Annotated in this window: 11 protein-coding genes, 1 tRNA gene and 3 pseudogenes; 11 read left to right on the forward strand and 4 right to left on the reverse strand. The window is 41.0% G+C overall.

The genetic code is table 11. The annotated features are described in order from the left end of the window. Nucleotides 1-352: 352 nt before the first annotated feature. A complete protein-coding gene (gene ssb, locus FTV52_RS13230; protein ID WP_179990971.1) occupies nt 353-679 on the reverse strand; it encodes a single-stranded DNA-binding protein in 327 nt (108 codons plus the stop codon). 1585 nt (nt 680-2264) lie between these two features. Next, on the reverse strand, nt 2265-2915 hold the full coding sequence (locus tag FTV52_RS13235) for a response regulator transcription factor (protein WP_004974358.1): 651 nt from the start codon (nt 2913-2915) through the stop codon (nt 2265-2267). A gap of 243 nt (nt 2916-3158) precedes the next feature. On the opposite strand from FTV52_RS13235, the pseudogene FTV52_RS13240 reads away from it, so the two are divergent. The 11 genes and pseudogenes from FTV52_RS13240 to FTV52_RS13290 all read left to right on the forward strand — a co-directional run. Next, nucleotides 3159-3328: pseudogene (locus FTV52_RS13240) on the forward strand (secretion protein HlyD); the annotation flags it as partial. Between the two features lie 346 nt (nt 3329-3674). Then, on the forward strand, nt 3675-4796 hold the full coding sequence (gene ribBA, locus FTV52_RS13245) for a bifunctional 3,4-dihydroxy-2-butanone-4-phosphate synthase/GTP cyclohydrolase II (RefSeq protein WP_096902634.1): 1122 nt from the start codon (nt 3675-3677) through the stop codon (nt 4794-4796). Between the two features lie 11 nt (nt 4797-4807). Further along, entirely contained in the window at nt 4808-5278 is a 471-nt protein-coding gene (ribE, locus tag FTV52_RS13250; protein WP_004974350.1) for a 6,7-dimethyl-8-ribityllumazine synthase, read from the forward strand. Nucleotides 5279-5282: 4 nt separating this feature from the next. Continuing rightward, nucleotides 5283-5732, forward strand: coding sequence for a transcription antitermination factor NusB (gene nusB / locus FTV52_RS13255; RefSeq protein ID WP_004974349.1), 450 nt, complete (start codon nt 5283-5285; stop codon nt 5730-5732). 25 nt (nt 5733-5757) lie between these two features. Then, nucleotides 5758-6687, forward strand: coding sequence for a thiamine-phosphate kinase (gene thiL, locus FTV52_RS13260; protein ID WP_004974348.1), 930 nt, complete (start codon nt 5758-5760; stop codon nt 6685-6687). Continuing rightward, nucleotides 6653-7174 carry a phosphatidylglycerophosphatase A gene (locus FTV52_RS13265; protein WP_131260658.1) on the forward strand — a complete coding sequence of 174 codons (522 nt, stop codon included), beginning with the start codon at nt 6653-6655 and terminating at the stop codon, nt 7172-7174. The genes thiL and FTV52_RS13265 overlap by 35 nt, the downstream gene beginning before the upstream one ends. Before the next feature lie 18 nt (nt 7175-7192). Continuing rightward, on the forward strand, nt 7193-8557 hold the full coding sequence (glmU, locus tag FTV52_RS13270) for a bifunctional UDP-N-acetylglucosamine diphosphorylase/glucosamine-1-phosphate N-acetyltransferase GlmU (protein WP_096902632.1): 1365 nt from the start codon (nt 7193-7195) through the stop codon (nt 8555-8557). A gap of 12 nt (nt 8558-8569) precedes the next feature. Continuing rightward, nucleotides 8570-10411, forward strand: coding sequence for a glutamine--fructose-6-phosphate transaminase (isomerizing) (gene glmS, locus FTV52_RS13275; RefSeq protein WP_179990972.1), 1842 nt, complete (start codon nt 8570-8572; stop codon nt 10409-10411). Between the two features lie 310 nt (nt 10412-10721). Beyond that, nucleotides 10722-10797: transfer RNA gene (locus FTV52_RS13280), tRNA-Gly, on the forward strand. A gap of 286 nt (nt 10798-11083) precedes the next feature. After that, nucleotides 11084-11386: a helix-turn-helix transcriptional regulator gene (locus FTV52_RS13285; RefSeq protein WP_179990973.1), complete on the forward strand. Its 303-nt coding sequence runs from the start codon at nt 11084-11086 to the stop codon at nt 11384-11386. 4 nt (nt 11387-11390) lie between these two features. Further along, nucleotides 11391-12650, forward strand: coding sequence for a type II toxin-antitoxin system HipA family toxin (locus tag FTV52_RS13290; RefSeq protein WP_131261189.1), 1260 nt, complete (start codon nt 11391-11393; stop codon nt 12648-12650). 65 nt (nt 12651-12715) lie between these two features. Here the strand turns inward: FTV52_RS13290 and cas3f are convergent. Both cas3f and FTV52_RS13305 read right to left on the reverse strand, forming a co-directional pair. Further along, nucleotides 12716-14767: pseudogene (gene cas3f / locus FTV52_RS13295) on the reverse strand (type I-F CRISPR-associated helicase Cas3f); the annotation flags it as partial. 36 nt (nt 14768-14803) lie between these two features. Continuing rightward, a pseudogene (locus FTV52_RS13305) lies at nt 14804-15572 on the reverse strand (IS3 family transposase); the annotation flags it as partial.

Consider the following 15572-nt stretch of genomic DNA (forward strand, 5'->3'; position numbering starts at 1 on the left):
TCATTCGAGTCTAGACAAAATGACACCAAATGAGTTTTACTATGATCAGCTACCCCAACAAAACAAGGTGGCTTAACTAGAGCGGAATATCACTTATAAATACGCTTTTAGTTGTTCAAACAAGTGGAACCACCTCTCTATGCCGATCTAAAGCAATTTATTCAACTGTCACTATTTCCATGATAGCTAGTGACTCCAGTTATCAAGTAATACTTGAATGCTGAATTACAGCCAAAAAAATACCCATACTGGGGAGTATGGGCAAAACTAAAAACTACAGCGATTTTTCTACATCAATTATAAAACAGTTTACTGCTCACTTGCTTTGCAGTTGGTCGGAAAGTGAAGTGCATCATAGCAATTGCAGAACATCAGCCTTTATCTCTGTGACTTCCCGATCTGCACCGCTTTGGTCTTTCCACTTCCTTGTACGCAAGCTGCCCTCAATATAAACCTTGCTGCCTTTCTTGAGGTATTGACTAGCAATCTCGGCTAAACGGTTGTTGGTGCTGATTCTATGCCATTCTGTAGATTCTTTGCGCTCTCCAGTGGTCTTGTCTTTCCAGTGGTCAGTAGTCGCCACGCTAAAATTGGTAACGCTACCGCCGTTGGGAAAGTTCTTAGTTTCAGGGTCACGACCTAACACACCCATCACGATTGCTTTGTTCACGTTTGGCATTGTTCAATTCTCAACTGTGTATAAATTCGCATGGCATAGATAACCAAGCATTAAATGCTGCCCCTGTGTTGTCATTGGGCATATAGTCCTGCTCTAGTTGGTCGGGGGTAGTGAGCAATGTTTTTGCATGGTCAAAATATACAAGCTGCTCGCTTTGAATGAGCAATCCAACTAAGATAACTCGCTAAGAATATCGACATAAAGTTATATTTTTTATTTGGACGAAACATCGCATAAGGCATATCGTTTTGATGTGGTAACAGCATTTTTTTGATGTAGTAACATAGTCCACGTATAAAAAACAACCAAAAGTACAAACAAGACTATCAGGTCTCTTTTTCGACTGTAATCCATAAAAACTATTGAGTGAAACCCAATATAATCGACGTCAAAAAAATCGTTTTTCTCCCTTAAAATTAATACTAAATTTATAGGTTAATATACGTCTAGAACTAATTCAAAAGGTAAAGCTTTCCTAGGATCACTGGAGAGCATACTGCTGATATTCATCAGGTACACAGATCCAATCCACATAAAAATAATCTGGGGACCTTTAGTCAATACGGACATGTATAAACCCCTCATAATCCGTCAATAAGAGAGATAAATTTTAGGTATACTTTGTTTTTTTGTTGGTATTTTTCTTGGTATAAAGCAAAATACATCACCATTTATATATTTAAATACAATTACTTAATTAAATAATTTGAATCCCTCTTTCCCGCCAAACATTATTCTCATGAAGTCTCATGTGATCTTAAAAAGCTTAAATCTAAAGGGTTTAAGCTTTTTTTATGTCTAATGCAATCTACTTTATCTATTGCAAGCTTGATCTTGTTGGGGGTATAACTAGGGGTATAATAAATTACCCCCAAAACTATACCCCCAATTCTGTGGAATCATTGCAATGCTTACAGATGCTCAAGTCAGAAAAATAAAACCATCGGAAAAGAAAGCCAAATAATTACCTATGATCGAAATCTAGCACATATCACGGCTGGCGGGCTTGGTTATCGTGAATTCTAAAAGTTGAACCCATATAGGGGGAAGCCCCCTACTCACTTAGGTATGATTTATTCAAATCACCATTCATCTATTACTATTAAAATATATTCGTCCTTCTATGTATTTCTTATTAGTGGCGGGTTTTCCCGCTGCGGACAACTTCACACTATTGGATTTATGGGTACAGATACAATCAAAGCCTAAGAATCTGAAAGAAGCATATCGCCTGCATTAGACTGATAGCTATTCAGCTCATGTTGATTTTTACCCATTTTATCGACATGACAACCTGAATATGTTTATGTCATCGACATGACAACTCTCTCATGTCGATTTTTGTCAGTTTTATCGACATGAAAGCCTGAATATGTTTATGCCATACAGCTAAAGGAATAAGACAATATTCCTTTTAGGTTTTAAGCACATCAACAACCTGAACGCTAAATGTCACATCCTAAAGCGAATTAGCTTTTTAAAAAGGTCATAATCAGCCAACCACCCACCCAATAAAAAAACCGCTGCTCAATCTTCCAGATCAACACAGCGGTTTTAAACTCATCTTTTACAGATCAGTCACATCTTACATTTTCTTTTCTTCAATATTTAACGCATTGATTGCCAATACCGCCTGAGTACGATTTTGCACACCCAATTTACGGAAAATTGCGGTCACATGCGCTTTAATCGTCGCTTCAGAAACATCTAATTCATAGGCAATTTGCTTATTCAACAAACCTTCTGCCACCATCATCAATACACGGAATTGCTGTGGTGTTAAAGACTGAATACGTTCAGCCAAAGCTGTTTCATCTGCAGCGCGAGGGTCAAAGTTAACATTCGCAGCCAAGTTTGGCGGCAACCAAATCTCACCTTCTAAAACTTGACGAATTGCTTCACCAATATGGCTCGGATGTGCCGATTTTGGGATATAACCCATCGCCCCATGCGCAATTGAACGTTGAATAATCGATGCTTCTTCGTGAGCGGACACCACAATAATTGGGATAGATGGATATTGCGCACGCACATGCACCAATGCAGAAAAGCCCGATGCCCCTGGTAAATTCAAGTCCAATAAAACAAGATCAGGCTCAGGTCCATTTTCCAAACGTTCGTACAATTCATTAACTGCAGCAGTTTCATGAATTTGAGCTTGCGGTAAGCTATAACGAACCGCCTGAATTAAGGCATGGCGAAACAGCGGATGATCATCAACGATTAATATATTCATAACAGACGTGAGAGATCTTGGGCACAGTTGTTATATTCTAACCACACAAAGACAATTAAGGATATGCAAGACATGACTTTTTTGCATTTATTGTGCAATTAATCACAGAAAAGCGTTTATTTTTTATGTTTTCAGCGCTCAGTCAAAAAGGTTGATCATTTTGTGGATTTTTTAATCAGTTTTATTTTACAACCAAAACGCTCAAAACAAGATGTAATATGAAATAGAAAATATCCCAAGATAAGGGTTTATATCCGTACCGATTCAGACAAACTCAGCAACAAAGCAGGACAAGCGTTTGATATACCCCAGGCATGGTCGCAACAGTCGATATTAAAACGGGTGAAAAAACGGTGTTGGAATATCTGATCAAACCATTCAACAAAGCCAAAGAAGCCTTACGTGAGCGCTAAACAGAAATTCTCTTATACCTGAATTTAATGAATTATCTCATCTCTGATTCTTGCCTTCTCCCAAAACCCAACTGGGCTCAAGTGAAGGCGAGAATGAGGGCGATAATATCCTATGCCCTCTACAGTTTTATTTTTCACAGATTTTGCATTTCATCTTAATGGCCTAAACAATCTACAGCAACGCAGCAAATCCTTATTTTCGCCTCTTTTCAAGCCTGATGACACTGTGTATAACCATAAGTCACGCAATGAAAATGATAAGCATAGGCAAAACAGGTAAAAAACCGTTAGACTATGCATCTCTCTCATTCAATGTCGTTTCAGACAAATAAGAAGGTGAAGGTTGATGCCGCTCAATACTGTCGAAGAGCTTGTAGCAGATATCCGTGCAGGAAAAATGGTCATCCTCATGGATGATGAAGATCGTGAAAATGAAGGTGATTTAGTCATTGCCGCAACCCACGTTCGCCCTGAAGATATCAACTTCATGATCACACACGCGCGTGGTCTTGTTTGCTTAACCTTAAGTCGTGACCGTTGCCAGCAATTAAACCTACCGTTAATGGTTGATGCCAATGGTGCACAACACGGTACGAACTTTACTTTGTCGATTGAAGCTGCTGAAGGCATTACCACGGGTATTTCTGCCGCAGAACGTGCGCATACCATTCAAACCGCTGTCGCTGCACATGCCAAGCCTGCCGATATTGTTCAGCCTGGGCATATTTTCCCACTCATGGCACAGCCAGGTGGTGTATTGCACCGTGCAGGACATACCGAAGCAGGTTGTGATCTTGCCCGTTTGGCAGGTTTAGAGCCTGCATCGGTAATTTGTGAAATCATCAATGAAGACGGCACGATGGCGCGTCGTCCAGATTTAGAAATTTTTGCTGAAAAGCACGGGTTAAAAATTGGTACTATTGCCGATTTAATCCACTATCGCATGACCAATGAACAAACTGTAGAGCGTTTGGATCAGCAAAGCATCGACACCGAATATGGTACTTTTGACTTATATCGCTACCGTGAACTGGGGAACCCAGACATTCACTTGGCATTGGTCAAAGGCGAGCCGAAAGAAGGCGTTACCACAGTACGTGTGCATGGTTTTAATCCAACCCGTGATTTGCTGAAGCTGAAAAAAGCAGATGGTTCGGCAACTTGGAATTTAGACCGTGCTTTAAAAGAAATTGCCAACAGTGAACGTGGTGTTTTGGTCTGGATTGGTCAAGCTCAATTGCAAGACTTGGGCCCTGCTCTAGACAGCCTTAAATCCCCGAAACAAGGCAAAGCCAATGCTGCATTGTCACAGCAATACCAAACCATTGGCGTGGGTGCACAAATTTTACGTGATTTAGGCGTTGAAAAAATGAAGCTACTCAGCTCACCATTACGTTTCAATGCTTTATCAGGCTTTAACTTAGAAGTGGTGGAATATATCACCGCAGATCCAACATCAGAGAAATAATCGAGGTTGCTATGGCAATTCGCCGTATTGAAGGTTTATTACATCTCGCTAGCGAAGGCCGTTATGCGATTTTAGTCGGTCGTTTTAATAGTTTTGTGGTTGAGCATTTGCTTGATGGCGCAATTGACACATTGAAACGTCATGGCGTATCAGAGGATAATATCACCGTTGTTCATGCACCAGGCGCTTGGGAACTTCCTGTTGTGGCTAAAAAATTAGCTGCATCGAATGGTTATGATGCCATTATTGCACTCGGCGCAGTGATTCGCGGTAGCACTCCACACTTTGACTTTGTTGCAGGTGAATGTGCCAAAGGCTTAGGTGTGGTTGGTTTAGATACTGGCTTACCTGTGATTAACGGTGTATTGACTACGGATAGTATTGAACAAGCAATTGAACGCTCTGGAACAAAAGCAGGTAATAAAGGAAGTGAAGCTGCCTTAACTGCAATTGAAATGGTTAACTTGTTAAAGGCTATTTAACGCTATGTCGCAAACACTTCAAGCAACTTATGCAGCAAAACGTAAAGCACGTCGTTTTGCTGTGCAAGGTATTTATGAATGGCAGATGAGCCACAATCCAGTACATGAAATTGAAGCACGTACCCGTGTGGAAAATGCCATGCACAAAGTGGATCTCGGCTATTATCATGAATTGTTGACTCAAGTGGTTGCCAATCATGAAGCATTGGATGCATTACTGGTGCCTGTTCTTGATCGTGACATTCAAGCCCTCGATGGTGTTGAACTCGCCACCTTACGTTTAGGTGCTTATGAGTTAGAACAACATCTGGAAATTCCATACCGTGTGGTATTGGATGAAGCGATTGAATTGGCAAAACACTTTGGTGGTGCAGACAGCCACAAATACATCAATGGTGTATTAGACCGTCTTGCCAACAGCTTACGTGCAGCAGAAAAGCAACAAAGCAACTAATTCAAAGTATTGAGTCGATTGTTGTATGGCTGAGTTTTCCATTATTGAGACCTATTTCAACAGACCGCGTCCCGATGCAGTCGATTTAGGTGTCGGTGATGACTCAGCTCTGCTCACCCCTCCGCCGCAACAACAATTGGTCATTTGTGCCGACACTTTAGTCGCTGGACGACATTTCCCCCTCGATACCAACCCACATGCGATTGGTTGGAAATCGGTTGCGGTCAATTTATCTGACATTGCCGCCATGGGTGCCACCCCACACAGTATATTATTGGCATTGAGCCTACCCCAAATTGATCACGACTGGCTCAAAGGGTTTAGTCAGGGTTTACATGATTGTTGCGATCAATTTGGGGTAAGTTTAATTGGTGGAGATACCACACAAAGCCCGCATCTCACCATTTCCGTTACCGCCTTAGGCTGGATTGAACAAGGACATGCCATTCCACGTTCAGGCGCGCAAGTCGGTGATTATATTTGCGTCAGCGGACAAGTCGGTGATGCCGCTTTTGGTTTAGATCATCTCGATCATCCTTTAAAACAACGTCTCGACTACCCAACACCACGTTGTCAACTTGGACAACAACTCAAAGGTCTGGCTTCAAGCATGATTGATGTTTCAGATGGCTTGGCACAAGATTTAGGGCATATTCTCAAAGCCTCTCAGGTCGGTGCTTGTATTGAACTCAGCCAACTGCCTATAGATGCTGCATTAACCGAATTACCACAACAAAAGCAGTGGCAATATGCCTTGGCAGGTGGCGATGACTATGAGTTATGCTTTACAATAAGCCCACAAAATTATCAGCAGCTTTTGCAAAAACCGCTGAATACCCCTATTCATATTATTGGCAAAATTAACAATCAAAACCGCTTAAGCTTTGAACAGAATGGCGTAGATCGTTCACTTCATTTTCATGGATACCAACACTTTGCAAAAACCCGCGATTAATTTCAAAGCCATGTCTTGGACTGACCGACTGATTGTATGCTGTGGTGTTGGCTTCGGTTCAGGTCTACTACCCAAAGCTCCCGGTACCTTTGGTTCGGCCTTTGCCCTACTGTTCATTCCCATTTGGTTCGCGCTTGGTTTCATTCCAAGCCTTTTTGCCATTGCCATCATGTCCCTCGTTGGCATATATATCTGTGGACGTACTGCACAGGTTATGGGCGTACATGATGATGGTCGTATTGTTTGGGATGAATTTGCAGGACAATCGATTACCTTTTTACCCCTGATTTTTATCAATCAAATCAGCTGGGTCTGGGTAATTGTGGGTTTTGCCCTATTCCGACTATTTGATGTGTGGAAACCTTGGCCAATACGTGTCATTGATCGTCAGGTCGAAGGTGGTTTTGGCATCATGCTGGACGATATTATTGCGGGTCTTTGGGCCGCATTATGTATTTATATTTATTTATCTTTTACTTTGGTTTAGCCATCACTAGGATTCAACATGTCTACCACCGTGATTATTCTTGCAGCAGGTAAAGGCACGCGCATGCGTTCAAATTTACCAAAAGTATTACAACCTCTTGCAGGACGCCCACTCTTGGGTCACGTGATTAATACCGCAAAAAAATTACAAGCAGATCATATAATTACCATTTACGGTCATGGCGGTGCTTTGGTGCAAAATGCGTTTGCGCATGAACAGGTACAGTGGGTCGAACAAGCTGAACAGTTGGGCACAGGTCACGCAGTCAAAGTGACTTTGCCTGTTTTACCACGTGAAGGTGTATCACTGATTTTATCGGGAGATGTACCTTGTATTACAGAGCAAACTTTACAAAAGCTACTCGATGTTTCACGTGAAACCCAAATTGGCTTGGTGACACTTACCCTTGCTGATGCCACGGGTTATGGTCGTATTGTACGTGAAAACGGTAAAATTCAAGCGATTGTTGAACATAAAGATGCGTCTGAAGCCCAGCGTCAAATTCAGGAAATTAACACGGGTATTTACTGTGTCAGCAATGCCAAATTACATGAATGGCTGCCAAAACTGAGCAATAACAATGCGCAGGGTGAATATTACCTGACCGATATTGTGGCGATGGCAATTGCCGATGGTTTAGAAGTTGCATCGGTAGAACCTCAACTGGCTTTTGAAGTAGAAGGCGTGAATGACCGTGTGCAATTGGCTGCATTAGAACGCGAGTTCCAGAACTTCCAAGCCAAGCAACTCATGCAACAAGGTGTGCATTTAATTGACCCAACCCGTTTTGATTTACGTGGTAATCTCACTGCAGGTAAAGACGTTCGCATTGATATTAACGTAATTATTGAAGGCGATTGCGAACTGGGTGATGGCGTAGAAATTGGTGCAGGTTGTATCCTCAAAAACACCAAAATTGCTGCGGGCACTAAAGTTCAGCCGTATAGCGTATTTGACCAAGCGGTTGTAGGTGAAGCTGCGCAAATTGGTCCATTCTCACGTTTACGTCCGGGTGCGGTATTGGCCAATGAAGTGCATATTGGCAACTTTGTTGAAGTGAAAAACAGTCAAATTGGTTTAGGCTCCAAAGCCAACCACTTTACCTACTTAGGTGATGCCGAAGTGGGTGCAGGCAGCAATATTGGTGCAGGTACGATTACTTGCAATTATGATGGTGCCAATAAATTTAAAACCATTATTGGTGACCAAGTCTTTATTGGTTCAAATAGTTCATTGGTTGCACCTGTCACCATTGCCAATGGTGCAACGGTAGGCGCAGGCTCGACCATTACCCGTGATGTTGCAGAACAGTGTTTAGCTGTGGAACGTTCTAAACAGTTCACTAAAGAAAATTATCAACGTCCACAGAAATTGAAAAAATAAGAGGAAGTTCCTATGTGCGGTATTGTCGGTGGCGTTGCAGAACGTAGTATTACCAATATCCTCATTGAAGGTTTAAAGCGTTTAGAATATCGCGGTTATGATTCCGCAGGTTTGGCATTGATTAGTCAAGGTCAGGTCTTGCGTGAGCGTCGTGTCGGTAAAGTAGCAAATCTTGAGCAAGCAGTACTAGATTCTCAAGTCACAGGTTCACTCGGTATTGCCCATACACGTTGGGCAACACATGGCAAACCGACAGAAAACAATGCACATCCGCATATTTCTGGCAATGTTGCTGTCGTACACAACGGTATTATCGAAAATTATCAAGAACTGAAAGATGAGCTAGAAGCTTTAGGCTATATGTTCAGCTCTCAAACGGATACTGAAGTGGTTGCGCACTTGGTCAACCATGCTCTTAAAACTGCACCGAATTTATTGGTTGCGGTACAGCAAGTCGTGCCTCAACTGAAAGGTGCTTATGCTCTGGGAATTATCCATACCGATTATCCAGATGAATTGATCACGGTACGTGAAGGTTCTCCTTTGGTGATTGGTGTCGGTATTGGCGAAAACTTTATCAGTTCAGACCAATTGGCGTTATTGCCGATCACCAACCGTTTTATGTATTTGGAAGAAGGTGATATCGCACGCTTAACTCGCGACAGCATTGAAGTTTTTGTAAACGGTCAAACGGTTGAACGCCCTGTAAAAGAGTTGGATGCAACTGTAAGCAATGCATCGAAGGGTGAATATAAACACTACATGCTCAAAGAAATTTATGAGCAGCCTGAAGCAATTCAACAAACCATTTCACAAGCATTAAATGGCAACGCTTTACGTGAAGATTTCCTGAAAGATGCTGAACTTGATTTTGCCAACATCCAACAGGTACAGATTATTGCCTGCGGTACCAGCTACCATGCAGGGATGATTGCAAAATACTGGTTTGAACAGCTAATTAACTTGCCATGTCATGTGGAAATTGCCAGCGAATACCGTTATCGCACCCCAGTCATTGTGAATAACACATTGTATGTGTGCATTTCACAATCTGGTGAAACTGCAGATACTTTAGCTGCTTTACGTGATACGCAAAAACGTGCTGCTGCAAAAGGCTTAAATATTAGCACCATGACCATTTGTAACGTGGCAACTTCATCTATGGTGCGTGAAACCAATCATAGTTTGTTGACACTCGCAGGCCCTGAAATTGGTGTGGCATCGACCAAAGCCTTTACGACACAATTGGCAGCATTAATGCTATTGGTGCTCAAAATTGGTCAGGTGAAAAATGCAATTGCAGCGACAGAAACAGCTGAAATTATTGCAGGCTTATGGCACACACCAAAAGTGATTTTAGATACTTTGCAAAATGATACGGCAATTTTACGTTTGTCTGAATTGTTTGTAGAGAAAAATCACTGCTTGTTCTTGGGTCGTGGCACACAATTCCCAATTGCCTTGGAAGGTGCTTTGAAACTGAAAGAAATTTCATATATTCACGCAGAAGGTTATGCTGCGGGTGAATTAAAGCACGGCCCATTGGCATTGGTAGACAATGACATGCCTGTGGTGATTTTAGCACCGCAAGATGACATGCTGGATAAACTGAAATCCAATATGGAAGAAGTACAGGCACGTGGTGGTGAGCTGTTTGTATTTGCAGATGAACACAGCGGCATTCCTGCAGATAAAGAGCGTCAGCATGTGGTTTATGTACCGCAAGTCAGCGCGTTGCTTGCGCCAATTGTGTATAGCATTCCTGTGCAGTTGTTGTCTTATCATGTGGCGGTTTTACGTGGTACAGATGTCGACCAGCCTAGAAACTTGGCAAAAAGCGTAACAGTGGAATAATGTTGATTAAATTCAATGATTTAAATTTAATAAAATTATTTTGAATCACCTAAAAAATCCGCAGTCGGCTTCATTTTTAGAAATTTAGTACTGCGGATTTTTTATGTCTGATGCTTTTATTTTTCGCATAGCTGCAGCGCATTGTAAGTGATATTAATATTTTTGCAGACAATGAAAACTTTTATAAAACAAACAACCTAAGTCATTTAACCGCACTATTTTCCAAAAATGTTGTTTATTTATTCAGTCAGTACAATGACATGCAAAAAATGATTGACCCTATTTTTGCATCATGTATTATACACCGCATGCGGGAATAGCTCAGTTGGTAGAGCACAACCTTGCCAAGGTTGGGGTCGCGAGTTCGAGTCTCGTTTCCCGCTCCAAATTCAAAAAGCCTCAATCGAAAGATTGAGGCTTTTTTATTGATTTTATATTATGTTATCCCCAATCATACTTTCTTTATTATCTTTTATTTCACAGTTTCGGGCCCCAAATACGACATATTCGTAGGTAGTTGCAAAAAATAAATGCATTAAAATCATTAGATTTCTTTAATCCAATAGAATCTCATCAGCCAATCAAGCATCTCATTATCGACCAACTGGCATAATTTCATAAATCCATTTTTTTGTGTTTTAATGGTGATATCACAATGTAAAACACAATATTATGGATTTAATATTCAAAAAACCTGAAGAAGTTGTTGCTTTATTATGTGAGAGGCTTCGTAAAGAACGCCTTTATCTGGAAATGACTCAGGCAGATGTTGCTGCGCGTGCGGGTATTGGTGTGAATACTGTATCTAATCTAGAAGCTGGTCGAAATGTTTCATTTGAAAATTTAGTACGTGTTGCCATGGTGCTCGGCCGATTAAAAGAATTAGAGGAACTTTTCAAACCACATTTAAATAGTGTAGATGACATGCTCCGCTATGAGAGTAATACGGCTCGCCAACGTATGAAAAGGAAATGAATCCATGCTCAAAAAACTTGATGTTTACTACAATGGATGGGGCGAATATTGGCTTTGGGGCACACTAGTTTCCTCAACTGCAATCACAGGTCGACCATTGATTGCTTTTGAATACAGCGCAGAAGCAATTAGTAAAGGTTTAGAGCTTTCATCTTACCTACTTCCGCTAAAAGGTGACCCATTAAGAAAGAACTTTCCTGCACATCAAATGGGATTACCAGGCCCTATATACGATGCCTTACCCGATGGCTGGGGCATGCTCCTGATGGATCGCTTATTTAAAAAAAATGGACTTAATCCAGCACGAGTTGGGCCTTTAGAACGCCTCACGTATATTAGTACACATGCAATGGGGGCATTATCCTTTGAACCTTCAGCATCCGAGTTAACATTAGCTGAAAATATTCCATTGCTAAGACTCGCTCAAGAAGTTCAGGAAGTTCTCAAAGGAGAAGGTGCCGAATTTTTACAGCATTTATTAATTATGGGCGGGTCTCCACAAGGTGCAAGGCCAAAAGCACTTGTTTATCGTGATCCTGTCACTAATGAATTCTCAACAGTTCACTCACATCAACATGAAGCTTGGCTGATCAAATTTCCCGCTCAGCAAGAGCATCCTGAAGTTTGTGCAATTGAAACTGTTTATGCAGAATGTTTGCGTCATTGTCATATTGACACCCCAGACACCCAATACTTCACTCTTCCGAATGGCCTAACTGCATTTGCCTCAAAAAGATTTGACCGCTGCGATGGCATGCGCATCCCTATGCAAAGTTTAGCTGCCTTTACAGGGGCTGATTTTAAATCACCTGGGAGTTTAGACTACAGCAACTTTCTTCGTGCTACACACTTTTGTACCAATGATATTCGCGAAAAAGCGATTGCATTCAAGCGCGCTGTTTTCAATGTGGTGTTCAATAATCGAGATGATCATTGCAAAAACTTTTCGTTTTTAATGTCTCAAAATGGACAATGGAAACTCGCCCCAGCCTACGACGTTACTTTCTGTGAAGGCCCAGGTGGATATCATCAAATGGATATTATGGGTGAAGCACTGGATATTACTCGGTCTGCCATTGTCAAACTGGGCATTCAGGAAGCAGAGCTTTCTATTCAAGAGGTTGATGAAATGATTAACTCAATTTGCGAAGTTGCCAGCCGATTTACGAAGATTGCTCATGATCTATTACCTGAACAAATTAGATCTGAAACTCTCCAAATGATCCAAAATAGGATTGAGCATAATATTCATTTATTGAATTGAATATAAACCATCCGATTTAATCAAAAGCAATCTGGAAATACATATAAAATTTAATCAATAACAGATCAGTGATAAACCCCGAACCCAAGATGGTATATCCACTGCGGGCTTTGGTCATTATAAACAGACAAAGACAACTTACATCCCTCTTGCACTGCAAGCCCATACTCTAATGTTAGCTCCTTGAGTTGCGCAGGTGATAAACTCAACCAAGCATTATCAGGAGCTGGTTCAATATTAAAAGTGACACTTTTAACAGCTTGCTCATATTTTCCAGTCTGAATATTCAGTTCTACGGAATCTGGAAAATGCTGATAAATAGATAATTCATCATCCTCAACATCAAAGCTATATACTTCCTGATTTTGCATATCTCTTAGACATGTATCTTTATATAACTGTTCCGTTAGCAAAGCTGCATTCACCTGAATATTAGAAAAGAGTTGTTCACCTTCTGAAGCAAAAAAGTCCTGATTAAACTTTTGAATTTGTTCATCATCATATTTTGTAAAGTCGCAGGTATTGGCATTGAATCTAAGTCTGGCATCAACCACCAGTTCATTATTAGACCAAGGCAAAAGTTGCGATAAATCTTGCGATTTATATTGTTTTTTGGTGTCCACATAACCTTCATAACCAGGCCGATTAAATACCGCCTGCTTTTTTGGCTGAGTTCTATCTTTATTTGCACAGTATTTATAGTTAAATTGTGGAATTACAATGTTGGGATGTTGCACAATATTTAAGCGATGTCGATTAACACGCCCTGCTGTCTGAACTATCGACTGCACACTTGAAGCATCAATAATCGCCCAGTCAAAATCATGATCGCGCCCAACTTCTTCTACAGGCGTTGCAATCACAATCAATGGAATATCTATAGAGTTAGAGGTCCGAACGATACTTAATATCTCTTCATCCGTATAAATATGTTCATTTCCCGTTGGACGTTTTGTGCCATTTTTATGCCGCGTGAGCAAAAAGTCGAGTCGTTTTTCTTTGTGGAATCGTGAAATTAGCCAATCATGAGCATGGTAACAAGCAATCTGTGCATGTGGTAGTCGGCCTGATAAATGCTTTGCTAAATCAATAGCATGTTTGATATTTGCCACACGGATTAAACCAAATGAAAGTTTTTTGTCCTGTTTTTTAAGTGACCATCGATGTTGTTGATGTAGAGCTTCTGTCTGCTCCAAAATCGTCCTTTTCCATTGATCAACAGAAGGATTTTCAATACTGGCTAAACGTGCCAAACGATATGGCTGTTCTGCTTTAACCGTAAGAACGTGCTGCAACTCATCTAAATGCTGTTGATAAACCTGATTAAATACTGATGGTTCATGGCTTTTTTGTACCAGTATTTTAGGCTTCAATTCATTGTCTGCAATCGCTGCAATAAATTTTTGTGGTTCCTTATATAAGGCTGCGCGAAGCTCGACTCCTGATTCAAAAGCGCGGTAAATGCTATCTGCGACTGTTGCTGAAAGCGTTGCAGATGAACAAATGACATGACGATCATACATTGCAGCCAATTGGACTAAACGCAATACAGCGATTAATGATTTAGGTTCATAACCATCAATTTCATCTAAAATCAGGTCACTGCTCATAATTCTGAGCAATGCTTTAACATGATGCCCTTGTCGGTGTGGTTCGCCTGCCGCGATTAAATAATCAATCGTGGATACCAATAAAGGCGAGGCTAAAACATTTTGAGCAACTTTATCTACTCCCCTTTTTCCTTTGACTATTTTAGTAAATAGAGGATGCAACCACTGTGGTAAGTCTTGATCCTATGCATAAGCATCAAATACAGGTTCTGGTAAATTTTCATCTTCATCAGCCACAGACGCATTTGCACGACTTTCATTAAATAACTTTTGGCTGACATGATCACCAATAATCACGGCAATTTCATCATCCGACAGATTCATGGAGCTTTTAAGTGCATCACCAGTCTGTAACGTTAATGAGCGAAGATTCAGTGCAATGGCAAGGCGTGGATCATTCGGTCTTAATATACATGCTGCACGCAGGTTCATTCTGGTTTTACCACTCCCCGTTCCTGCAATATTCAGCAATAAGCAAGGAGTATCTGGCATTTTATTGATTTGCTGAACCGTACCGGGTTTGTCGGAGACTTTTTATTTAAGTTAGGCCACTTGACCTAACGGTTTAATCTTATCATAGTACATTGCTTCAAATTCAAAAGGCGATACATAACCCAGTGCACTGTGTACACGCTTTTTATTGAACCAATCTACCCAGTTTAGTGTCGCAAGTTGTACATCCGCTAAACCTTGCCAATCTGCTTTTAGATATTCAATCACCTCTGTTTTGTATAAGCCATTCACCGTTTCAGCCAAAGCATTATCGTATGAATCACCCGTTGTACCGACTGATGCTCGTAAATTTGCTGCTTCTAAACGATTGGTATAGCGAATGGAAAGATATTGCACTCCTCTGTCGGAATGATGAATCACATTCTTTGGCATGCCTCGATCATGCAATGCTTGCTCCAGTGCATCAAGTACCATATCTGTATTCATCCGTGTTGATACTTTCCATCCAACAATTGCTCGCGAGAACACATCAATAATAAAGGCGGTGTAGACCCAGCCAGAATTGGTTTGAATATACGTAAAGTCACTGACCTGAGAAGCATTGCTTCGCAAGGGTCAGGTCGATCAGCACTAAAATTCCATTTCACTAAATCATCTGCTCGTTTTTGATCATCTCGGCTGCGGGTGGTTTGTTTATTCTTCCCACGCCAAACACCTTGTATACCTAGCTTTTGCATCAATCGAGCAACTGTACAACGTGCGATAACATAACCTTCACGTTTCAATTGTTGCCAGACCTTACGCACACCATATCGACCTAAACTTTCTTTCCAAATACGTTTGATTTGCTCTGCATGAT

The organism is Acinetobacter sp. YH1901141, assembly GCF_013416935.1.
Classification (GTDB): Bacteria; Pseudomonadota; Gammaproteobacteria; order Pseudomonadales; family Moraxellaceae; genus Acinetobacter; species Acinetobacter towneri.